23 protein-coding genes, 1 other RNA gene and 1 riboswitch are annotated in these 21,762 nt (G+C 67.3%); of the genes, 5 read left to right on the forward strand and 19 right to left on the reverse strand.

Annotated features, from left to right (window positions below; translation table 11 throughout):
- The 3 genes from AC1DDH_RS07905 to ssrA all read left to right on the forward strand — a co-directional run bounded on the left by AC1DDH_RS07905 (position 1) and on the right by ssrA (position 2,471).
- Positions 1–1,404 carry a M23 family metallopeptidase gene (locus AC1DDH_RS07905; protein WP_243181320.1) on the forward strand — a complete coding sequence of 468 codons (1,404 nt, stop codon included), beginning with the start codon at positions 1–3 and terminating at the stop codon, positions 1,402–1,404.
- Positions 1,405–1,520: 116 nt separating this feature from the next.
- Entirely contained in the window at positions 1,521–1,991 is a 471-nt protein-coding gene (gene smpB / locus AC1DDH_RS07910; RefSeq protein ID WP_026266743.1) for an SsrA-binding protein SmpB, read from the forward strand.
- A gap of 111 nt (positions 1,992–2,102) precedes the next feature.
- Positions 2,103–2,471, forward strand: a transfer-messenger RNA (tmRNA) gene (gene ssrA, locus AC1DDH_RS07915).
- A gap of 142 nt (positions 2,472–2,613) precedes the next feature.
- Here ssrA and AC1DDH_RS07920 read toward each other — a convergent pair.
- The 14 genes from AC1DDH_RS07920 to AC1DDH_RS07985 all read right to left on the reverse strand — a co-directional run bounded on the left by AC1DDH_RS07920 (position 2,614) and on the right by AC1DDH_RS07985 (position 13,928).
- The gene (locus AC1DDH_RS07920; RefSeq protein ID WP_230007703.1) at positions 2,614–2,958 is read right to left on the reverse strand and encodes an SHOCT domain-containing protein; all 345 of its coding nucleotides are present in this window, start codon (positions 2,956–2,958) and stop codon (positions 2,614–2,616) included.
- Between the two features lie 39 nt (positions 2,959–2,997).
- Positions 2,998–3,462: a DUF6325 family protein gene (locus AC1DDH_RS07925; RefSeq protein WP_223916098.1), complete on the reverse strand. Its 465-nt coding sequence runs from the start codon at positions 3,460–3,462 to the stop codon at positions 2,998–3,000.
- 301 nt (positions 3,463–3,763) lie between these two features.
- Positions 3,764–3,898, reverse strand: coding sequence for a hypothetical protein (locus AC1DDH_RS07930; protein ID WP_018775274.1), 135 nt, complete (start codon positions 3,896–3,898; stop codon positions 3,764–3,766).
- Between the two features lie 47 nt (positions 3,899–3,945).
- Complete coding sequence (locus AC1DDH_RS07935; RefSeq protein ID WP_230007704.1) at positions 3,946–4,317, reverse strand: hypothetical protein; 372 nt, start codon at positions 4,315–4,317, stop codon at positions 3,946–3,948.
- Between the two features lie 87 nt (positions 4,318–4,404).
- On the reverse strand, positions 4,405–4,773 hold the full coding sequence (locus AC1DDH_RS07940) for a fluoride efflux transporter FluC (RefSeq protein WP_476856730.1): 369 nt from the start codon (positions 4,771–4,773) through the stop codon (positions 4,405–4,407).
- Positions 4,773–5,222, reverse strand: a complete 450-nt coding sequence (locus AC1DDH_RS07945; RefSeq protein WP_476858860.1) for a fluoride efflux transporter FluC — start codon at positions 5,220–5,222, stop codon at positions 4,773–4,775. Before AC1DDH_RS07945 ends, AC1DDH_RS07940 begins: the two co-directional genes overlap by 1 nt.
- Positions 5,223–5,936, reverse strand: coding sequence for a metal-dependent transcriptional regulator (locus tag AC1DDH_RS07950; RefSeq protein ID WP_079553023.1), 714 nt, complete (start codon positions 5,934–5,936; stop codon positions 5,223–5,225).
- 16 nt (positions 5,937–5,952) lie between these two features.
- A complete protein-coding gene (locus tag AC1DDH_RS07955) occupies positions 5,953–7,239 on the reverse strand; it encodes an Nramp family divalent metal transporter (protein WP_476856711.1) in 1,287 nt (428 codons plus the stop codon).
- Positions 7,240–7,406: 167 nt separating this feature from the next.
- Positions 7,407–8,201: a class I SAM-dependent methyltransferase gene (locus AC1DDH_RS07960; RefSeq protein ID WP_476955192.1), complete on the reverse strand. Its 795-nt coding sequence runs from the start codon at positions 8,199–8,201 to the stop codon at positions 7,407–7,409.
- A gap of 81 nt (positions 8,202–8,282) precedes the next feature.
- Positions 8,283–9,722 carry an aminotransferase class V-fold PLP-dependent enzyme gene (locus AC1DDH_RS07965; protein WP_476858858.1) on the reverse strand — a complete coding sequence of 480 codons (1,440 nt, stop codon included), beginning with the start codon at positions 9,720–9,722 and terminating at the stop codon, positions 8,283–8,285.
- A 34-nt stretch (positions 9,723–9,756) separates the two neighbouring features.
- Positions 9,757–9,870: riboswitch (SAM riboswitch) on the reverse strand.
- 77 nt (positions 9,871–9,947) lie between these two features.
- The gene (gene hisN, locus AC1DDH_RS07970; protein ID WP_476955193.1) at positions 9,948–10,778 is read right to left on the reverse strand and encodes a histidinol-phosphatase; all 831 of its coding nucleotides are present in this window, start codon (positions 10,776–10,778) and stop codon (positions 9,948–9,950) included.
- Between the two features lie 76 nt (positions 10,779–10,854).
- The gene (gene rsgA, locus AC1DDH_RS07975; protein WP_223916089.1) at positions 10,855–11,970 is read right to left on the reverse strand and encodes a ribosome small subunit-dependent GTPase A; all 1,116 of its coding nucleotides are present in this window, start codon (positions 11,968–11,970) and stop codon (positions 10,855–10,857) included.
- Positions 11,954–13,372: a 3-phosphoshikimate 1-carboxyvinyltransferase gene (aroA, locus tag AC1DDH_RS07980; protein ID WP_476955194.1), complete on the reverse strand. Its 1,419-nt coding sequence runs from the start codon at positions 13,370–13,372 to the stop codon at positions 11,954–11,956. Before aroA ends, rsgA begins: the two co-directional genes overlap by 17 nt.
- 7 nt (positions 13,373–13,379) lie before the next feature.
- Positions 13,380–13,928: a DoxX family protein gene (locus AC1DDH_RS07985; protein WP_028277492.1), complete on the reverse strand. Its 549-nt coding sequence runs from the start codon at positions 13,926–13,928 to the stop codon at positions 13,380–13,382.
- A 248-nt stretch (positions 13,929–14,176) separates the two neighbouring features.
- Between AC1DDH_RS07985 and AC1DDH_RS07990 the strand changes: the two genes are divergently transcribed.
- Complete coding sequence (locus tag AC1DDH_RS07990; RefSeq protein WP_476955195.1) at positions 14,177–14,929, forward strand: sigma-70 family RNA polymerase sigma factor; 753 nt, start codon at positions 14,177–14,179, stop codon at positions 14,927–14,929.
- Positions 14,926–15,186 carry a mycothiol system anti-sigma-R factor gene (gene rsrA / locus AC1DDH_RS07995; protein WP_018775287.1) on the forward strand — a complete coding sequence of 87 codons (261 nt, stop codon included), beginning with the start codon at positions 14,926–14,928 and terminating at the stop codon, positions 15,184–15,186. Before AC1DDH_RS07990 ends, rsrA begins: the two co-directional genes overlap by 4 nt.
- A gap of 77 nt (positions 15,187–15,263) precedes the next feature.
- Here the strand turns inward: rsrA and AC1DDH_RS08000 are convergent, their stop codons facing one another.
- From AC1DDH_RS08000 to AC1DDH_RS08020, 5 genes are all read right to left on the reverse strand, one after another.
- Positions 15,264–15,338, reverse strand: a complete 75-nt coding sequence (locus tag AC1DDH_RS08000) for a 50S ribosomal protein bL37 (RefSeq protein ID WP_104061284.1) — start codon at positions 15,336–15,338, stop codon at positions 15,264–15,266.
- 114 nt (positions 15,339–15,452) lie between these two features.
- Positions 15,453–16,091, reverse strand: coding sequence for a PadR family transcriptional regulator (locus AC1DDH_RS08005; RefSeq protein WP_476955196.1), 639 nt, complete (start codon positions 16,089–16,091; stop codon positions 15,453–15,455).
- Positions 16,091–16,918, reverse strand: coding sequence for a DUF4097 family beta strand repeat-containing protein (locus tag AC1DDH_RS08010; protein WP_476858855.1), 828 nt, complete (start codon positions 16,916–16,918; stop codon positions 16,091–16,093). Before AC1DDH_RS08010 ends, AC1DDH_RS08005 begins: the two co-directional genes overlap by 1 nt.
- A 151-nt stretch (positions 16,919–17,069) precedes the next feature.
- Positions 17,070–17,669: a GDSL-type esterase/lipase family protein gene (locus tag AC1DDH_RS08015; protein WP_079553040.1), complete on the reverse strand. Its 600-nt coding sequence runs from the start codon at positions 17,667–17,669 to the stop codon at positions 17,070–17,072.
- 112 nt (positions 17,670–17,781) lie between these two features.
- Positions 17,782–21,585 carry a multifunctional oxoglutarate decarboxylase/oxoglutarate dehydrogenase thiamine pyrophosphate-binding subunit/dihydrolipoyllysine-residue succinyltransferase subunit gene (locus AC1DDH_RS08020; protein ID WP_476955197.1) on the reverse strand — a complete coding sequence of 1,268 codons (3,804 nt, stop codon included), beginning with the start codon at positions 21,583–21,585 and terminating at the stop codon, positions 17,782–17,784.
- Between the last annotated feature and the right edge of the window lie 177 nt (positions 21,586–21,762).

A 21,762-nucleotide genomic window follows, 5' to 3' on the forward strand; every position in this document is an offset into this window, starting at 1 on the left:
ATGACACCGATGGCCCGCCGCCCCCTCCGGCAATCCCTCCGGCTCCGCCTGGTGGGGCGCCGCAGCCGGATGATCAGCGCCACCCTGGCGCTGGTCCTGGCCGGGACCATGGGGGCCTCGAGTCCGGCGGCATTCGCCGACGACCTTGAGGACCAGCAGGCCGCGCTGCGCGAGGAGGCGGCCCGGGTCCAGCACTCCCTCGAATTCGTGGACGGCAAGATCGCCCAGGCCGCGGCAGACCTGGTCCTGTACCAGGGCCAGCTCCCCGGCGCCCAGCAGGCGCTCACGGACGCCCAGGGCCGGGTGGCCGGAGCGGTCCAGGAAGTGCAGGCCCTCGCGGCGCGTGTAGACCTGGCGCAGCAGAACAAGGCAAAAATCACGCAGCAGCTGGAAGCCGACAAACAGAAGATCGCGGACACCCGGAAACTGATCGGGCAGATCGCCACGCAGGCCTACAAGTCCGGCGGCGTCCCGTCCAACCTGTCCCTGTTCTTCGGCTCAAACCAGGGCAGCAGCCTGACGGACACCATCGACCTCGCGGACCAGGCCCTGCGCAGCCAGAACTCCGCGATGGACAAGCTCACCCAGCAGAGCGCCACCAACGTCAACGCGCAGGCCCGGCTGGCCGCCGTCGAGGCTGAAATCACCGACCTCAAGGCCAAAGCCGACGCCGCACTGGCCCGGGAAAAGGCCGCCCGGGACGAGGCCGCAGCCAAGAAGGCCGCCGTGGACAAGCTGATTGCCGACACCACCCGGCTCGACGCCCAACTCCAGGCCGCCAAGCCCGGCATCCAGAACCAGCTCGCCCAGGTCAAGGCCCAGCAGGACGCCGTCGCCGCCGAGATCGCCGAACGCGACCGGAAGCTGCGTGAGGCCTGGCTGGCCGAGCAGCGGCGCATTGCCGAGGCCGCGGCGGCCGCCGCCCGGGCGCAGGGACAGGCGGTCCAGCCGTATGTCCCGCCGGCCCAGGGCTCGCCGTCGGCCTTCGGGCTGCAGCACCCGTTCCCCGGCAATATTCCGATCACCTCCGGGTTCGGCTGGCGGGCGACGCCGCCGGGCACGATCGACTTCTACGGCCAGGGCGGCTACATGCACACCGGCATCGATTTCGGCGCCGCCTGCGGCACACCCGTCTACGCCGCGGCTGCCGGCACCGTCTTCTCGGCCGGCTGGGCCAACGACGGCGGCGGCAACAACGTGAAGATCTCCCACGGGGTGGTCCAGGGCAACTCGCTGACCACGATTTACTACCACAACACTTCCGTGGCGGTCTCGGTCGGCCAGCACGTCAACCAGGGGCAGCTGATCGCCTATTCAGGCACCACCGGCAACTCCACCGGCTGCCACTCGCACTTCGAGACCTGGCTCAACGGCCGGGCCGTGGACCCGATGAACCTGCTGTAGTCCGGCCCGGGCGGTCCGGCCCGGGCCATCCGCTGAGGCGGGCGCACTGCCGTAAACTGGAAAGACTCCGCACCACCTGGCCGGAGTGAACCACCAACAAACCGAGGAGTCCTACCGTGCCCAAAGAAAGTGGCCGTAAGGTAGTGGCCACCAACCGCAAGGCCCGGCACGACTATCACGTCCTTGACACCTATGAGGCCGGCATCGCGCTGATGGGCACGGAAGTGAAGTCCCTGCGCGAGGGCCATGCCTCGATGGTGGACGGCTTCTGCACGTTCTACAACGACGAGCTGTGGATGGAGGGCATCCACATCCCCGAGTATCACCAGGGGAGCTGGACGAACCACGCCGCACGCCGCCGCCGCAAGCTGCTGCTGCACCGCGAAGAGCTCACGAAGATCTCGCACAAAATCCGCGAGTCGGGCTTCACGATCGTGCCGCTGCAGCTGTACTTCGTGGACGGCCGCGCGAAGGTCGAAATCGGCGTCGCCCGCGGCAAGAAGGAATACGACAAGCGCCAGACGCTTCGCGAGCAGCAGGACAAGCGCGAGGCCCAGCGCGTCATGCGCGAACGCAACCGCCGCTAGCGCGCCGCAGGCTGTCACGGTCCCCGGGAATGTTTCCCGGAGGCGGTGCGTTATGATTGGTAGTCCGGGAAGGATCCGAAAGTATCCGGCCCGGGTTTGATAAAAAAATACGGGGATGATCGGTTTCGACGATGTTAGTCGCGACAGGTGAAGCGGGCCGAGGATGCAGAATTATCTCGTAAACGCTGTCTGCAAACCAATAAGTGCCGAATCAAAACGCACTGACTTCGCTCTCGCTGCCTAAGCAGTAAGACAGTCCGTCAGCCCGAGGTTGCTATTGCCCCGGATCCTGGCGTCATTTAGATAGCCACTGCTGTTTACCTCCGTCATCGGGGTAAACGGGACTCTTAGATGACTGGGCCCGGATCAGCCAGCTGTTTGCAGCATGGCTGGGGCCGAGAAAATCCAACGCAAACTGCGCCCGGAGAAGCCCTGACAACACGACATCGGACGGGGGTTCAATTCCCCCCATCTCCACATAGGGGCCCGGCAACGGCGCTCCACCCCGTATTGGGTTCACGAAACTCCCCGCCGGCTTCTGTCGGCGGGGAGTTTTGTGCTTAAGGCCAAAGAGGAGGGAAGCGTCTTCCGACACTTCCCTCCTCCTTCCAGTTGTTTGGCACTACATGCCGAGGATCTTCGCCTTCTGGACGCCAAACTCTTGTTCCGTGAGAATCCCTTGATCCTTCAGCGCCCCGAGCTGCTTGAGCTGTTCGAGGGCTTCGTTTGAGATGCCGCCGGCAGCCGGGGGAGGGGGTGGTGGCTGCTGGTAGACCGGCTGCTGGTAGGCCTGCGGCGGTGGTTCCTGCTGGGCCATCTGCGAATCGTAGGCCTCCTGCTGCTTGGCCGCGGTCGCGGCGTCCTTCTCGGCAAACTTGTTGGCCTGGCGGCGCTGGACCCGGCCGCTGACTGCACTGGCCGTTCCGGCAACGACTGCCGTCCGTGCCACACCCCTAAGAAGTCCCATAATTCTCTTCCTCTCACATCTCTTGTTCTGCGTCAGGTCTCAGGCGTCGGCAACCGGAGGTGCGGCGGCGTCAAGTGCATCAAGTGCTTCCATCACGTCCGGAGCAGGGATCCGCGTGCTCGCGATGAGTTCGCCCCCGCTGTCCCGAACGGCCGCCACGAACGGTGCCGCCCAGGTGTTCTCGTAGACGATCAGCGCGGCCACCGTCCCGGGGAGCAGCGCGGCCGAGGCCTCGGCGATGTCATCGTCGCCCAAAAGCCCGGTCCGGGCCCCCTCGAAGTAGGAGAACCCCGCCGCGGGACCGCCTGGGTCGGTGAGTTCGAGCACCTCGACAGATCCGTCGTCATTCTTCATGACGACGAGGAGATCGAAGAGGCGGATCACGCCCTGCTCGACGAGCTTAACGAGTTCCTCACTCGCCCGTCCCGTCAGTCCCGATACGGGGAACTCCAGGAGTACGAAGTCGACCGGCCCGTGGGCCTCAGTCTCCGGTGTGGTTGTCACTGGTATTCCTCCGGTCTGTGTCGAGCACGCTGTCTGGCGCACTGGTCTTAGTGTGGGCGGTCCCCGCCGGGCCGTCACCACCCGCGTCGAATGATTCCGATGGGCCCCGCGCCGCTCAACGGTTGGAACTGCCCCGCGGACATGGCCCCGGAACAGGACCTCTCGGTCGGATCCCAAGACCACTCAACCGCCAACGGGAGATTGTCACATCATCCATTTCGGGTGAGCCCCCAGCCCGACGGAACGTGTCAGGGCACCACGACAAGAGGCCGGAAGCAACGGCTTCCGGCCTCTCGATTATTCAGCGCTTCTTGATGTGTGCCACTGGGTCGGTGTGGGCATCAACGATGTGTTTCGCCTTTTTCTCTGCCCGTTTTTCCTTGATGGTTTTAACCGACTTCTTCGACACGCTCTGGTGCGGCGTCTTGTCAGGCATGGTGCTCTCCCTCACGGCAGGGGCCAGGGGTAGCCCCGTCTTTTAAGCTACGCCTCGGGAACGGCGGCGTCCACGATCCCTGCGAAACGGCTGCCGACGCCGTCGTACACACTGCGCACGAGCCCGGGCCCGAGCACCGGGATCTCGCGTGCCTCGTGGTGCGCGCAGCAGACGTAAGTGAACTCCGGCCACCATTTTTTGGGCCGGGCCGCTTCGGAGAATCCGCAGACGGCACAGGTGAGCTGGACCCAGACGGGCCGCTTGCCGGTGCGGTTTGCCCTGGACTGGACCAGCCACGCCGGCGGGTTGTCCAGCAGCTCGCCCAGCTCGGCCTCGGACAGCCGGGGCGGGATGCCGTGACGGTGCGCCATTTCCAGGGGAATGTCGAGGGTCTGGGCTGCTTCACGTCGGGTAACCATCCTTCAACGATACGGGAACGACGGCGGCCCGAAGCCACCAGGGCGCCCCGGTGTTACCCTCGACACACCGGCGGCGGGCTAAGGTTTTCAGCCCGCGAGGGCAAGCCCAAGCGCGGCGGCCGCGAGCCCCACGAGAAGGTTCGCGCCGATGTTGAGCGCCGCCGCCCGGTACCGCTCTTCGCTGACCAGGCGGACCGTCGCGGTGGTCCATGAGCTGAAGGTGGTCAGGCCGCCGGCGAGACCGGTTGCGATCGCGGCGTGCCAGTCGGTGCCCAGCTCCAGGTGGCCGGTCAGGCCGACGGACCAACCGATGATGAAGGATCCGGCGACGTTGACCGTGAACGTCGCCCAGGGCCAGTGCGGTCGGGAGCCCTGATGGTGCGCAAACCAGGAGTCGACGGCGAACCGCAGGAGTGCTCCCGCCACCCCGCACGCCCCGACCAGGAGCGCGGTCATCATTGGGCACCGCCGCGGAGGTCTGCAATCGCCTTGCCGGTTTTCCAGCCGGCCGCCGCCGCCCCGAGGCCCAGGACCAGCGAGAGCCCGAGGTAGGCCAGCCACGTGGCATGGAAGCCGCCGCGGATCTGCTGGTCAATGGCAATCACCAGCGCCGAAAAGGTGGTGAAGGAACCCAGGAGGCCGGGGCCGATGCCGGCCCGCAGCCAGAAAGCCGTCTGCGGCCGCGCGATCCAGAGGGTGGTCAGGGTGGCCAGAACGAAACTCCCGGAGACATTGATCGCCAACGTGGTCCACGGCACCGCGCCGGCGCTTTCGGGAAAAATCAGGCCGGCGCCGAAACGCAGCTCGGTTCCGATCAGCCCGCCGACGGCGACGGCGGACCAGGCCTTCCACCCCGGCACGCCGGGGCGCGGCACGGCCCGGCGCTCGTCCAGCGCACCCTTCACTCAGCTCTCCGTGACGCTGCAGCCGGCGTGCCCAGCATCGCTGTGGACCCAGAGGGCCGAGGCGACCTCGTCGGCGAAATCGAATTCGCGCGGTGCCGCGGCGGAACCGATCCGCACTACCATGGGGCCACCGAAGGGACGCCGGCCCACCACCTCCACTTCGGCGTCGAGGTCGATGTCCTCTGCGGCGAGATAGCGCAGGAGCTCCGGGTTCTCGTCGCTGATCCGGGTGATCCGGCCGGTGTGGCCGTCGTCGAGTTCGCTCAGGCGGTGGGCGGCGGGCATCAGCACCGAGCCGTCGGCTGCCGGAATGGGATCGCCGTGCGGGTCCCGGGTGGGGTTCCCCAGCTTGGCCGCCATGCGTTCAATAAAGGTGTCCGAGACGGCGTGTTCCAGGAGTTCGGCTTCGTCATGGACCTCGTCCCAGCGGTACCCCAGCTCGCGGACGAGGAAAGTCTCGATCAGCCGGTGCCGCCGGACCATGGACAGGGCGAGCCGGACTCCATCGCTGGTGAGCGTGACGGCGCTGTAGGGCTTGTGGTCCACGAGGCCCTGGTCCTTGAGCTTGCGGACCATTTCCGAAACCGAGGAGTTGGCGACGCCCAGGCGCTGCGCCAGCTGCGTGGAGGTGATGGGCTTGCGCTGCCACTCGGTGAACGAATAGATGACCTTGACGTAGTCCTCGATCGAGGAGGAGGGCGTACTGGTCTTCACAGACCTAAGCCTACCGTCAGCTGCTTCCGGAGAAAGTGAGCCACAGCAGCACCAGGTTGAGAGCCACTACGAGCACCACGCTGATGATGGCGGCGACTCGGAGGGCCGGGCCGTCGGCGAACCGGCCCATCAGGGCTTTGTTGCTGGTCAGCACCACCAGCGGGACCAGGACAAAGGGAATCCCGAAGCTGAGGACCACCTGGCTCAGGACGAGCGCCCAGGTGGGGTCGAAGCCCACCGCCAGCAGCACGACGGCGGGGATGAGGGTCACGACGCGCCGGGCCATGACGGGGATCCGGATCTTGAGCAGGCCCTGCATGATGGTGCCGCCGGCATAGCAGCCCACCGAGGTCGATGCCAGGCCTGAGGCGAGCAGCCCGACCGCGAAGATCACGCCGACGATCGGGCCGAGGTTGGCGGTGATGGCGGCGTGCGCGCCCTCGATCGTGTCCGTGCCTTCTTCGCCGCCGAGGGTGGAGGCGGCCAGGAGCAGCATGCCGATGTTGACCAGTCCGGCGATCGCGAGGGCGGCCACGACGTCGAACCGGGTGGCCCGGACCAGGCGCGCGATGGCCGCCGGGGGAACATGCAGGTGTTCGTCCGGCCGGTGCCGGTCCCGGGACAGGGCCGAGTGGACGTAGATGGCGTGCGGCATGACGGTGGCCCCGAGCATGCTGGCGGCCAACAGTACGGTGTCCGGTCCCTGGAAGCCGGGCATGAGCCCGGCCAGGGCGGCTCCCGGATCGGGCGGGCTGATGAACAGCCCGGCCAGGAAGCCGACTGTGATGATGCCGAGCAGGAACATGATGATGAATTCGAACGGCCGCTGTTTCTGCCGGGCCTGGACCGCGAGCAGGAGCATTGACACGGCGCCGACAATCAGGGCGCCAAGGGGGAGGGGCAGGCCGAAAAGCAGGTACAGGGCAATTGCGCCGCCCACCACCTCCGCGAGATCGGTGGCGGCGGCGACAACTTCGGCCTGCACCCAGAAGGCGCGGCGCCAGAACGGCTTGAGCCGTTCACCAAGGATCTCCGGAAGGCTCTTGCCCGTGACGATCCCGAGCTTGGCGGACTGGTACTGGACGAGCACGGCCATGACGTTGGCGGCCACGAGGACCCACACCAGCAGGTAGCCGTACTGCGCTCCGGCGGTCAGGTTGGCGGCCACGTTTCCGGGGTCCACGTAGGCGATCGACGCCACGAAGGCCGGTCCCAACAGGCCGATCAGCGCCCTCCGGGCACCCGGGTGTTTGTAAGTGGGGGCGTCCTGCGCCGGTTGCCCGTGTCCCGTTAGCTCCAGCACTGCCAGCTCCTGTGATTGGCGCGTCGGCGTTGACGCGATGATCGGCGCCGGCCGGAAAACAGCCGGTGTCAAAGTTTCGTGTGCCTATAAGAATTTATTAGGCATACCGAAACAATAAGCCCGGCGGGCGCTGCGTGCAATCCGGGGCAATCCGGGGTGAGCGTGCATCAGGCCCGGAAGGCCCGCCACGTCTGGGTCAGGTAGGGCAGCCGGAGCACCTCGCCTGGGGTGTGTCCCAGGTGTTCGTGCAGATACCAGGCGAGGTTGGCTGTGACCTTGGCCCGGGTGGAGTCCGATGCCGCGAGATAGTAGCTGCGGGACTTGGCCAGCTCCTGGATGTCCTCCGTCGTGACGGAATCCTCCCAGCGCGTCAGGTGGCTCTCCAGCCCGGCGAACTCGGGGCCCACGGCCGGACGGAAGTGCGGCTTGTGGACGTCCCCGGCGTGCATGATCCGGGAGAGCCGGTGCACCCAGGGCACGCTGGTGTCCAGCTGGTTCCAGATCAGGCCCAGCACGCCGTGCGGCCGCAGGATCCGGGCAATCTCGGCGCTGGCCAGGCCCGGGTCGCACCAGTGCCACGCCTGGGCAACCGTGACCAGGTCAAAGGACTCCGGCTCGAGACCGGTGTCCTCGGCGCTGCCCTCGATGGCGGTGACGTCCGGCAGGGTCCGGCGCAACTGCTCAAGCATGTCGGCAGAGGGGTCCACGGCCACCGCGGCCAGTCCGCGTTCTGCCAAAAGGGAAGTGAACTTCCCGGTGCCCGCGCCAATGTCCGCGGCGTCCCTGGCTCCCGCCGGGACCAGCCAGTCGGCCGACTCCTGCGGATAGCCGGGGCGGACGCGTTCATAGTGCTCGCCGCCGTCCTGGAAGCTTTGTCCGAGTTCCTGGCGCCGCTCGCTGTGCAGCTTCGGTCCGCTGTGGAGCCTAGCTCCGCTGTGCAGCCTGGGGCAGGCGCTTGCCACGTGCGATCTCCTTCGGGAAGGTCCTGCTGGTTTCAGATACCTTTCGAATTTACCGCACCCGCGCCGGGCCCTGATCCTGCGCTAGTCGAGGGTGCAGGGCGCAGCGCCGGCGGTGCCCGGGGTGTTCGGCGCCCAGTGGGGGTAGCTGCGGGTATCGTTGGCCGGCACCCAGCGGCCGGCATCCACCACGTAATCCCAGCCGAGTCCGTTCTGCCGCAGCTGCTGCAGGCCGGCCAGCAGGCGTTCGGCGTCCTCCAGCCGTGAGCCGAGGCCGAAGCTGGCCCGCAGGGAGCCGGCGGGCAGGCCGAGCCGCTTGAGCAGCGGGTGGGCACAGAAGCGGCCGTCGCGCAGGCCAATGCCGTGTTCGGCCGACAGGTAGGCGGCCACCAGTCCGGCGTCGTAGCCTTCCACGGAAAAGTTCACGACGCCGATCGTGCCGGTGTCCGGCTGATCGCCTCCAGTGGAAGAAGCGGAGGAAGAATCGGAAGCTGAATCGGCAAAGATCCGGTGCACGGTTACCCCTTCGATGCCCTGGAGGCCCTCGACGAGGAAGGACCGGATGGCGTCCTCGTGGGCCTGCCACTGCTCCGGGTCCAGGGCTGCAATGACCTGGGTGGCGCGGGCGAGGGCCGCCGCACCGAGGACGTTCGGCGAGCCGCCCTCGTGCCGGGCAGGTCCCGTGGTCCAGCTGACGGAGTCGAGCCGGGCATCGCGGACCGCGCCGCCGCCGGCCAGGTGCGGGGTGCCGGCGTCGAGCCAGTCCGTCCGCCCCACCAGCACGCCGGCGCCGAACGGGGCGTACAGCTTGTGCCCCGAGAAGGCGAGGTAATCGACGTCGTCCGCGGCGATATTGATCCGCCGGTGCGGGGCGAGCTGCGCGGCGTCGACAACGATCCTGGCGCCGTATTCGTGCGCCAGTGCGGCCAGGGTCCGGATCGGGAGGATCTCCCCGGTGACGTTGGAGGCGCCGGTGACGGCCAACAGACTGACGCCGCCGCGGGCGAGTTCGTCGCGCAGGCGGTCCACGGTGGCCGCGAGGGTGGCGGCGGCCACGACGCTGCGGTGCGGGACATTCTGCCAGGGCAGGAGGTTGGCGTGGTGTTCGATGTCGAGGTAGAGGACCTCGCCCGCGGGCCGCCCGTCGCGCAGCGGCAGGCAGCCGGCCAGCAGGTTCAGGGAATCGGTGGTGTTGCGCGTGAAGATCACGGAATCGCCGGGCCGGCCGCCCACGAAGTCCCGCACGATGTCCCGGGCGTTCTCGTAGACGGAGGTGCTGATCTGCGATGCGTAGCCGGCCCCGCGGTGCACGCTTGCGTAGTACGGCAGGATTTCGTTCAGGTAGGCCGAGACCACGGACAGGGCCGGGGCGGAGGCGCCGTAGTCGAGGTTGGCGTAGCGCGCGTGGCCGCCGGTGATCAGCGGGGCCTGGATTTCGGCCCCGGTGACGGCTGCCAGCGGGCGGGCCGCGAGGGCAAGCCGTGCATGGAATTCAGGGGCAACGGGGAAAATGGCAGTTGTCATGGGACCTCACTCGAACAGGACCCCACACCGTGGGAATCCGCGCTTGCCGGGTCCGTTCCGGACCGGCCAGGTCGTCACCCGGGGCACCCCACCGCGACTGGAGGGTTGCCGGCCAGCAAACCGGGGTTTAGCGCTGGCACTCGTGACCTGCATCGAGCGTAGGACATCGGCGCAGCCGGGGAAAAGGCGGCCGCCGATTGTGAAGCGGATTATTACGGGCGCGGATCAGTTGTTCGGGTGGGCCTGAAAGAGGTCGTCGAGTCCGGGGTTGAGCCGCTTGAGCACTTCCGAGTGCAGGATCGAATTGGTGGCCAGGGCGTTGCCGCCGAAGGGGCCGTCCTCGCCTTCGAGCGAGGTGAAGCGGCCGCCGGCCTCGGTCACGATCGGCACCAGGGCGGCCATGTCGTAGAGGTTCAGCTCGGGTTCGCAGGCGATGTCCACGGCGCCCTCGGCCACGAGGCAGTACGACCAGAAGTCACCGTAGGCGCGGGTCCGCCACACTTCCTCGGTCAGGCCCAGGAACTCGTCCAGGTTCCCGCGTTCCTTCCAGCCGCCAAGGCTGGAGTAGGACAGCGAGGCGTCCTCGAGATTGGAGACGTTGGATACCTTCAACCGTGTGGCGGCGGCGAGCGAGCGGCCCGTGTAGGCGCCTGCACCCTTGGCGGCCCACCAGCGCTTGCCCAGTGCCGGCGCGCTGACGAGGCCGACCACCGGCTCGCCCTCATCGACGAGGGCGATCAGGGTGGCCCAGACCGGGACGCCGCGGACAAAGTTCTTCGTGCCGTCGATCGGGTCGATGATCCACCGGCGGGAACCGTGGCCCGAGCTGCCGAACTCTTCGCCCAGGACCGCGTCACGCGGACGTGACCGGGAGAGCTGGCCGCGGATGGCCTCTTCCGCGGATTTGTCGGCATCGGTGACGGGTGTGAGGTCGGGCTTCGTCTCGATCCGAAGGTCGAGCGCCTTGAAGCGGCTCATGGTCTGGGAATCGACCGAATCTGCCAGTACATGGGCAAGGCGCAGGTCATCGTTGTAGCTCGAAGCGGGTTGGCTCATGGTTCCAAACTACCGTCAAACCGGGCCGCCGGGCGGGAGGCCGCGGCTCGGCGCCGCCGCCCCGCTGCCGGTCCGGCTAGGAGACGGTGCCCAGTTCCTTGGTTTCCTGCGCTTCCATCCGCGGGTCCGTGCCCAGCAGCCGGCGCAGGGACGCGAGCCTGGCCGGTCCCGAGGGCCCCGCGTGCCCGGCCGCAACCCACTTGTCGACGCCGCAGTTGACGGCGGTGGAGTCATGCTTGCAGCCGCGTTCGCAATCATCGGTGCCGGGTTCCAGGTCCGGGAAGGAACGCAGGATCCGGTCCGGGTCCACGTGGGCCAGGCCGAAGGACCGGATGCCGGGGGTGTCGATGATCCAGCTGCCGGCCGGGGCATCGTTGACTTTGAGCGCCAGTGCCGAGGAGGACGTGTGGCGGCCGCGGCCGGTTACCGCGTTCACGCCTCCTGTGGCCCGCTCGGCCCCGGTCAGGGCGTTGACCATGGTGGACTTGCCGACGCCGGAGTGGCCCAGCATCACGGTGACCTTGCCGTCGAGGTAGTCGCGCAGCTGGGATACCGCGTCCTTGTCGAGCCGGGCGGAGAGCCCGTCGTCGGAGCGGGCGTCGATGCCGGAAGCGGCGGAGTCGGCGGTCTTGGAGATGATGACGGGGAAGTCGAGGTGCTGGTAGTTGGACAGCAGCTCGGCGGGATCCTTGACGTCGGCCTTGGTGACGAGCAGCAGCGGCTCAATGCCGGCGTCGTACGCGGCCACCAGCGCGCGGTCGATGAAACCGGTCCGCGGCTCGGGGTTGGCAGCGGCGACCACCACCACCAGCTGGTCGGCGTTGGCCACGACGGCACGTTCGATCGGGTCCGTGTCGTCGGCGCTGCGGCGCAGCAGCGTCTTGCGGTCCTGGATCCTGACCAGCCGCGCCAGAGTGTCGGGCTCGCCGGTGACATCCCCGACCAGGGAGACGAAGTCGCCGGCAACCACCGGGTTGCGGCGCAGTTCCCGGGCCCGGGCCGCGATGATCTTGCGTTCGTCCGCGGTCCCCTCGCCGACGACGGCGGTGTAGCGGCCGCGGTCAACGGTGATGATGCGTCCGGTGACGGCGTCGTCGTAGCTGGGCCGGTCCTTGGTGCGGGGCCGTGTGCCCTTCTTGTTCGGCCGGATCCGGACGTCGGACTCGTCCCAGGAATCAGTGCTGCGTGCCACCGGCGGTGTCCTCATCTGCGGCGGGTCCCTGGGCCAGCATCGCTTCCCAGAGTTGCGGGAAATCGGGCATGGTCTTGGCCGTGGTTGCGATGTCCTCGACTTCCACGCCGGGTACGGCAAGGCCGAGGATGGCGCCGGCGGTTGCCATGCGGTGGTCCGCGTAGCTGTGCACGACGCCGCCGTGCAGCGCGGCCGGGCGGATGATGAGGCCGTCGGGGGTTTCTTCGGCGTCGCCGCCGAGGCGGTTGATTTCGGCGACGAGGGCGGCGAGCCGGTCCGTTTCATGGCCTCGGAGGTGGGCGATGCCTCCCAGCCGTGAGGGGCCGGTGGCGAGGGCGCACAGCGCGGCTACGGTGGGGGCGAGTTCGCTGGTTTCGTCGAAGTCGCCGCCCTTGATCTCCGGGCCCCCGCTGACGGTCAGGGTGCCGCCGTCAACCGTCACCGTGGCGCCCATAGCGGTCAGGATTCCGCGCCAGAGATCACCCACCTGGGTGGTTTCCGCGGGCCAGTTCGGGATCCGCACGGTGCCGCCGGTGGCCAGGGCCGCCGCGAGGAAGGGGCCGGCGTTCGAGAGGTCCTGCTCGATCCGGACGTCGAAGGCGCGGATCGGGCCGGGGGAGACAACCCAGTGGTTCGGCACCGAGTCGTCGACCGCCACGCCCACGCCGCGCAGCACGGCCACGGTCATGTTGATGTGGTCCAGGCTCGGCACGGGCTTGCCGACGTGCTCCAGGTGGAGTCCCTCGGTGAAGCGCGCCCCGGCCAGCAGCAGGGCGGAGACGAACTGGGACGAAGCGCTGGCATCAATGACCAGGTGGCCGCCGCGCACCTCGCCCGAGCCGTGCACCGTGAACGGCAACGACGACGCCGGACCGCCGTCGGGTGCGGTGACTGCCACACCCAGGCCGGCGAGGGCCTCGATAATGGTGCCCATGGGGCGTTTGCGGGCGTGCGGGTCGCCGTCGAAACGGGACTCACCGCGGCGCAGCGCGGCCACCGGCGGGACAAAGCGCATGACCGTGCCGGCCAGGCCGCAGTCGATCGCCGTGTCAGCCGCCGCGGTGTCCATGCTGATCGGGACGATTTCCAGGTCGGGGCCGAAGGCGCCGTCGCCGGGCACTTCCGTGACGGTGGCCCCCAACTGCCGCAGGGCCTCAATCATCAGCGCGGAATCCCGGGAGTGCAGGGGAGCCCGCAGCCGGGAAGGTCCGTCCGCGAGGGCGGCGAGCACGAGGTACCGGTTGGTCAGGGACTTGGATCCGGGAACGGTGACAGTGGCATCGACCGGCCGGGCGGCGAAGGGGGCGGGCCAGTGCGGACCGGCGTCGGCTGCATGGGGACCGGCTGCATGGGCGCCGGCAGGGTGGGACGGGGCAGCTGCAGAGGGGGTGGTGCCAGTCATTACCGTCTTAGGCCCCGGCAGAGTGGTCTACGGCCTTGCGGACGACTTTGTCGGCCTTCTTCAGCTGCTTGTTGGTGGTCTTGCGGGCATCGGCGGCGAGGTGTCCGGCGCTCTTCTTGGCATCGGCGGCCAGGTGTCCGGCGCGCCAGGCCAGGCTGGGCTTGCCGGCGGTATCGACCGCGGCGAGGAGCACGCCGCCGGTGAGGGAGACGTTTTTCAGGAGCTGTTTGCGGCGGGCGTCGCGGGCTTCCTTCGAGGAGATGTCCGCGCTGCGCCATTCGACGTAGCCGTTCAGGAGCGAAATGACGGCGAGCAGGGTGGCCGCCAGCCGGGCGGACTTGCCGAGGGCGAAGCAGACGCCGGCACCGATCTGGGTGCCGCCGATCACGCGTGCCACGACTTTTTCATTTGGCTGGAACGGCAAGGCGTCGGCCGCACGGCGCAACAGGGGGGACAGCTGGGCCGCAGTGTCATCCGCGTTCTTGAGCTTGTCCATGCCGGCGAGGACGAAACTGGAGGCGAGCATGGGCCGGGCGAGAAAGCGGACAAACGACATGAATTTCCTCCTGGATGGACGAACAGCGGCTTCACTGCGGGAGAACCGGTTCTAGTCTTGCACTTTTGCGGAATATTTGCCCGCAGGACGTGGTTGTGAAAGGCAGATCCCAGCAGGCTAACGAAGGCGGAGATTTGACTCTGGTCAAAGACAGGGCGGAACCGGAAGCCGGTTCCGGGCAATCATGGAGCCTCGCGCTTCCGGCGGTTCCGGGTGCCCGGCGGAAGGTGACAGTAGACTTGAACGCAATGAGCACCATGGACCCGGCCGTTGTGGCCATGCACGAGGTTGCCGGAAACGACGCCACGCCCACCAAGACACCTGATGCCGGCACGCCCGCCGCTTTGGAGACCGAGGTGGACGGGAAGCCCCTTGATGTCTCCACCGAGTCCGCGGAAGAGCGCCGGGCGCGCTTTGAGCGTGACGCCATGCAGTACGTGGACCAGCTGTATTCGGCGGCCATGAGGATGGCCCGGAACCCCTCCGACGCCGAGGACCTGGTCCAGGAGGCGTATACGAAGGCGTTTTCCGCGTTCCACCAGTACAAGCCCGGAACCAATCTGAAGGCCTGGCTGTACCGCATCCTCACCAACACGTACATCAACCTGTACCGGAAGCGTCAGCGCGAGCCGCTGCAGTCGAATTCGGACACGATTGAGGACTGGCAGCTGGCCCGCGCCGAGTCGCATACGTCCTCGGGACTGCGTTCGGCGGAGGCTGAGGCCCTGGACCACCTGCCCGATTCGGATGTGAAGCGCGCCCTCCAGTCGATTCCGGAGGAATTCCGGCTGGCCGTGTACTTCGCCGACGTCGAGGGGTTCGCGTACAAGGAAATTTCGGACATCATGAACACCCCCATCGGGACCGTCATGTCGCGGCTGCACCGCGGCCGGAAGATGCTGCGGGACATGCTGGGGGACTATGCCGCCGAACGAGGATTCAGGGCCGCCACCGAGTCAAGCGCCGCGGCCGACAGCAACAAACAGGAGAACAGGAAATGAGCGACTGCCAGGGACTGGGCGATTGCGATGACGCCCGGATGCAACGTATCTATGAATATCTGGATGGTGCGCTCACGCGTGCAGACATCGCAGAGATCAAGGACCATCTGGACAGTTGCCCGGAGTGCCTGGAGCAGTATGACCTCGAATGTGTCATCCGCGTGATGGTCAAGCGTTCGTGTACCGAAGCAGCTCCGGAAAACCTCAAGAACTCCATCCTGGACCGGATTCACTCGATCCGGACGGTGGAAGCCTGAGCCGACATAAACGAATGACCCCGGAATCCGTGAGGATTCCGGGGTCATTCGTTTAAAGCTGTCATTCCAAGCTTTGCTTAGGCGTTGGGGCGCTTACCGTGGTTCGCGCCGCCACGCTTACGGTCACGACGTTTGCGTGCACGTTTGCTCATAGCTGGCCTCCTTAATCTTGGTACTCAAAAGAGCTGCCCTCAAGTCTCCCACATCGCGGCACCCGCCGCGAACCGGAGGCCCGTGCTACGCGCCGCGGCCGGTCGGTCCCGGCCTCAGCCCTCCAACGAATTTCGGATCGAGATCCGGGCCTGGTCCAGCACGGTCCTGACCGTTTCGAGCGTGACGGCGGTGACCGGACGGCTCCCGGCATGACGCCGCAGTTCCACCCGCATGTCGTCGCGGAACGCCTGCACCAGCATTTCCGCCTCCTTCAGCCGCCGTTCGCCCTCCGGGGAGTACCGAGGGCTTCCCGCGGCGCCGGCAGTGCCCGTCCCGCCGGCAGAACCGGCGGCGCGGGCCGAGGTCCGGGCCGCCTCGGCCGTGGCCGCAAGGTCGGCCCGGAGGCCGCGCATGTTGACGCGGATGTCCTGGCGCAGGTTGTCGGCGAGCCGGCGGACCGACGCCGAGATGTCGTTCTCGACGCCGGCGAGTTCGTCCCGCCGGCGGTTCAGTTCCGTGAGGCCGGCCGGAGTGATGCTGTAGTTGGTGCGGCGGCCTTCCGTGCGGGTGGCGACGAGCCCTTCCTCTTCGAGCTTGCCCAGGCGCGGGTAGATGGTTCCGGCACTGGGGGAGTACGTTCCGCCGAAACGCTCGCTGAGCGCCTTGATCAGCTCGTAGCCGTGCTTGGGGCCCGATTCGAGCAGGGCGAGCAGGTACAGCCGCAGCGCCCCGTGGGCGAAGACGGGAGGCATCAGAGGGCCGTTTCGGTGTCCGGGCTGGGCTGGCCGTGGAAGAGCGACGTCTTTCCCGAGACCGAGTTGGTCCGGACCAGCATCAGCTTGGCGTCTGGTCCCGCGATGGTCTGCACCGTGCCGCCGGGCTGGACGTACCTCGTGTCATCGATGACCACCGCGCCGCTGGCGGACTTGGCAACGATGTCCACCCCGACGTCGTGCGGCAGCCGGATGGTGACGTCGCCGGAGACCGAATTGGCGCCAAAGTCATGGGTGAAGCCGTGCAGGTCGAAGTTCAGGTCGCCGCTGACGGTGTTCGCCCGGATGTTGCTGAATTCGCCCGAGGCCGTCACTTCGCCGGAGACGCTCTTGGCGGTCAGGACGCCGTGGTGGTTGCGGGCAATCACCTCGCCGCTGACCGTGTTGACGGACAGGTTCCCGGCGGTGCCGTCGGCCAGTACGGATCCCGAGACGGTGTTGAGCCGGGTGTGGCCGCTGAGCCCGGAAACCATGCCGTCGCCGCTCACCGTCCCGGCCTCGACCTCGACGCCGGCCGGCAGGGCGATGCTGATGACCACCGAGTTGCTGCTGCCGTTGTTGACGGTGCTCATCAGGTTCTTGAACCAGCCCTGCGGGCCGTGCAGCTGGTGGCGGACTTCCAGGCGGCCGTTGACGATCGAAACCGACAGCGGGTCGCCTTCGATTTCCGAGACCTCGATCCTGGCAACGTCCTCGTCATGGGTGACGATGTCGAAGCGGCCGCGGACAATCCCGAGTTTGAGGGAGTGGACGCCGTCGACGTCGATGGTCTGCGGGCCGGTCACGGTCCACGTGTTCTCTGACATGGTTCCTCCGGAAAAGGCGAAAGGGCTGGGGCAACTAACGATATATCGCGACTATGAAGTCACGATATATCGCGCTTGACGGCAGGTCAAGATATATCGCGAAATCCCTGGAGGGTGGGGTCCCGGCGCGGCCGGTTGCCTGCTTGCCCGCCTATTCCGGGGTGTCCAGGCCCAGCCACTGGAACCAGCCGCGGTGCAGCACGAGCCAGGCCATGAGGCCATAGCCGGCCTGGCCGGGCGTGCCGCCGTTGGCCGCGAGGTCCTGGCGCCACTGCTCGTGGTTCAGCAGCGGCGAGAACGTGTCGACATAGAGGTGCTTCCGGCGCGTCGTGACGTCGGCGAAGGCGGTGTTGAGCTCGCCGAGCCTGCGGTTCTGTGCGGGGTCAAGCGTGGGCGGCGGGCCCACGACGAAGACCTCGATCTTGTTCTGGGAGGCGGAGTCCAGGATGTTGGCCAGGTTCAGGCGGCTGCGGGCCGTGGACAGGCCGAACTCAATGTCGCGTCCTGACAGGCCGATCACCAGGCGGTTTTCGTGGTGGTTGCCGAATCGTCGGCCCGCCTCCTCGAGCCAGCGGGCCGCAATGCCTTCGGTGCCCTCTTCAGGGCATGGCAGGGAGTAGCACTCCAGGGCGACGCTGTCCTGCGGCGTGCGGGCCAGGACCCGGCCCAGCCAGCCCAAGGCGCGCGGATCACCAAGCCCAGCCAACAGCTCGTCCCCAACGGCTGCGATCCGCAGCTTCCGATCTTCCACGACTACCTCTTCACTTCAACGCTGTCCATCAAGCTGACCACTAATAGTCCATTAAACAGAACCGCCCGGCCGGAGTGTTGTTGTTTCAGTCTCCGGCCGGGCAGCAATGCCGCTATTTACGAGCGAATGCCTGCTTGAGCAGGGCGTCCTGTTCTGCCGCGTGGCGCTTCATCGACCCTGCCGCGGTGGAGGCCGAGGCGGGGCGGGAGATGAGGCGGACCCGGCGGTCCAGGGCGTCCGGCAGGTTCAGGCCGATGAACGGCCACGGACCCTGGTTGGCCGGTTCGTCCTGCGCCCAGACCACTTCGGCGTTCGGGTATTTGGCCAGCTCCGCGGCGATCTCGTCGGCCGGCAGCGGGTACAGCTGCTCGACGCGGACAATCGCCGTGGTCTTGTTCTCGGTCTTCTGCCGGGTGGACAGCAGATCGTAGTACAGGCGCCCGGAGACCAGCAGCACGCGTTCGACGGCGTCGGCCTGCAGCTGCGCGTGTTCCGGAATGACCGGGCGGAACGAGCCGGTGGTGAAGTCCTCCACGGAGGACGCTGCGGCCTTGAGGCGGAGCAGCTGCTTGGGCGTGAAGATGATGAGCGGCTTGCGCGGCCTGCTGTACGCCTGGCGGCGCAGCAGGTGGAAGTGCGAGGCCGACGTCGTGGGGTTGGCGACGATCATGTTCTCTTCGGCGCACATCTGCAGGAAGCGCTCGATGCGGGCGGAGGAGTGGTCCGGACCCTGGCCCTCGTAGCCGTGCGGCAGCATGAGGACCAGCGAGGACCGCTGGCCCCATTTCTGCTCGGCCGAGGAGATGAACTCATCGATGATGGTCTGCGCGCCGTTGACGAAGTCACCGAACTGCGCTTCCCAGAGCACCAACGCATCCGGGCGTTCCACCGAGTACCCGTATTCGAAGCCCATGGCGGCGTATTCGGAGAGCAGTGAATCGTAGATCCACAGCTTCGCCTGGTCATCCGAGAGGTGGGACAGCGGAAGCCACTCGTCGCCGTTGGCGCGGTCGTGGAAGACGGCGTGGCGCTGCACGAAGGTGCCGCGGCGCGAGTCCTGGCCGGCGAGCCGGACGGGGACGCCTTCCATGATGAGCGAACCGAACGCGGCCAGTTCACCGAAGCCCCAGTCGATGCCGCCTTCACGGGACATCGCCTCACGCTTCTCCAGCAGCTGCTTGAGCTTGGCGTGGACGGTGAAGCCGTCCGGGATATCGGTGTGGGCCTTGCCGATGCGGGCCAGGGTCTCCGCGGAGATCGCGGTGGATACCGGCGCGCTGACGCCGGAATCGGACTGCTGGGCCATCGGGCGTTCCAGGTCCGACACCGCGGCCGAATCGGCCGTGATGATCGGGATCGGGGACGTCTGGGCCGCGTGGGTTTCCGCGAAGACGCGTTCCAGGCGTTCCTGGTAGTCCCGCAGCAGCTGCTCGGCTTCTTCCTCGGTGATGTCACCGCGGCCGATCAGTGATTCGGTGTACAGCTTGCGGACCGAGCGCTTGGCCTCGATCAGGTTGTACATCAGCGGCTGGGTCATCGAGGGGTCATCGCCCTCGTTGTGGCCGCGACGGCGGTAGCAGACCATGTCGATGACAACGTCCTTGTGGAAACGCTGACGGAACTCGTAGGCAAGCTGCCCGATGCGGACCACGGCCTCCGGGTCGTCGCCGTTCACGTGGAACACCGGTGCCTGGATCATCTTGGCGACGTCCGTGGAGTACGTGGAGGAACGCGAGGACGACGGTGCGGTGGTGAAGCCGACCTGGTTGTTGACCACGATGTGGATGGTGCCGCCGGTGCGGTACCCGCGCAGCTGGGAGAGGTTCAGCGTTTCCGCGACCACACCCTGGCCCGCGAAGGCGGCGTCGCCGTGCACCATGATCGGCAGCACGGGGAACGCCTCGCCCTGGTCCAGGCGGTCCTGCTTGGCACGGACGATTCCTTCGAGGACGGAATCGACGGCCTCGAGGTGGGACGGGTTCGCGGCGAGGTAGACCTTGGTCTCCTTGCCGTTGTCCGAGGTGAAGGTGCCCTCGGTGCCCAGGTGGTACTTGACGTCGCCGGAGCCCTGCACGGAGCGCGGGTCCTGGGTGCCTTCGAATTCGCGGAAGACCTGCGCGTAGGTCTTGCCCGCGATGTTGGTCAGCACGTTGAGCCGGCCACGGTGCGCCATGCCGATCGCCACTTCGTCGAGTTCGTCGTCGGCGGCGTCGGAGATGATCGCGTCCAGCAGCGGGATCAGGGACTCGCCGCCCTCGAGCGAGAAGCGCTTCTGGCCGACGAACTTCGTCTGCAGGAAGGTCTCGAAGGCCTCGGCGGCGTTGAGCTTGGAGACGATGCGCAGCTGCTCGTCGCGGCTCGGCTTCGAGTACGGGTGCTCCAGCTGGTCCTGGAACCACTTGCGCTCGGCCGGGTCCTGGATGTGCATGTATTCGATGCCGGCGGTGCGGCAGTAGGCATCACGGAGGACGCCGAGGATGTCGCGGAACTTGAGCATCGGCCTGCCGCCGAAGCCGCCGGTGGGCCACTCGCGGTCCAGGTCCCACAGGGTCAGGCCGTAGGTCAGGACGTCGAGGTCCGGGTGCTTGCGCTGGACGTACTCGAGCGGATCGGTGTCCGCCATGAGGTGGCCGCGCACGCGGTAGGCGTGGATCAGCTGCTGGATCCGGGCGACCTTGTTGATCTCGTCGGCCGGGTCCACCTGCAGGTCGGGGCTCCAGCGCACGGGCTCGTAGGGGATACGCAGGGACTCGAAGATCTCGTCGTAGAAGTTCTGCGCGCCCAGCAGCAGCTGGTGCACGAGCTTGAGGAACTCGCCGCTGCCGGCACCCTGGATGACGCGGTGGTCATAGGTGGAGGTCAGCGTGAGGACCTTGCTGATCGCGTTCTGCGCGATGATCTTCTCGCTGGCACCCTGGAACTCGGCCGGGTAGTCCAGTGCGCCGACGCCGATGATGGCGGCCTGGCCCTTGGACAGACGCGGGACCGAGTGGACGGTGCCGATGCCGCCGGGGTTGGTCAGGGACACGGTGGTGCCGGAGTGGTCGTCCGCGGTCAGCTTGCCGTTGCGGGCACGCTTGATCAGGTCCTCGTAGGTGTGCCAGAACTCGGAGAAGTTGAGGGTCTCCGCCTTCTTGATGTTCGGGACCATGAGCAGGCGGGTGCCGTCGGGCTTGGGCATGTCGATCGCGATGCCGAAGTTCACGTGCGCCGGCTGGACAGCCACCGGCTTGCCGTCGATCTCGTCGTAGTAGACGTTCATCGACGGGAACTGGGACAGGGCGCGGATGACGGCGTAGCCGATCAGGTGCGTGAAGGAGACCTTGCCGCCGCGGGCGCGGGCCAGGTTGGAGTTGATGACCACGCGGTTGTCGATCAGGAGCTTCGCCGGGATGGCGCGGACGCTCGTGGCTGTCGGCACTTCCAGGCTGGTGACCATGTTCGAGGCGATCGCCTTGGCCGGGCCGCGCAGGACCGAGACGACGTCTTCTTCGGGAGCCGTCGGGGCCTTGAGGTTCTTGGGCAGCTGCGCCGGGATCGGCGCGGTGCCGGGGCCGGCGTCGGAAGTCTTGGAGCCGTCCCGGGCGACGGTGGCCGGGGCTTTCTTGGCGGCGGGCGCAGTCGGTGCGGGCGCAGCCGTGGCGGCGGGAGCTGCGGGGGCGGCGGGCGCAGGTGCTGCCGGAGCGGCGGCGGGCGCTACAACGGGAAGTTCACGGGTGGCAGGATGCACAGCTGTCGCGGTGCCGGACGTTCCGTTGGCGGGAGAGGCGTCACTAGCTTCAAAGGATTCGAACAGGGGCCACCACTTGGAGTCGACCGTGTTCTTGTCCTGCTGGTAACGCTCATACAGTTCGTCAACGAGCCACTCGTTTCCGCCAAATTCCTCTGGTAGACGGTGGCTAGGCTGCTCTGGCACTTGAAATACGCCTCTTCCGTGAGTTTGATTCCCTCTGGCTTCCACGGTGCCTCGGCACAACGATTGAGCCAGTCTCTGCGTCCAGTGAACCCAGACCCATGCCAGTCTAGTGAGGATTCTTGCCAAACCGCCAATAAGCGTGACCCAAATCATGATCCGCCCCGGCAGCCGCCGAAT

The organism is Arthrobacter sp. 10T425, assembly GCF_056393985.1.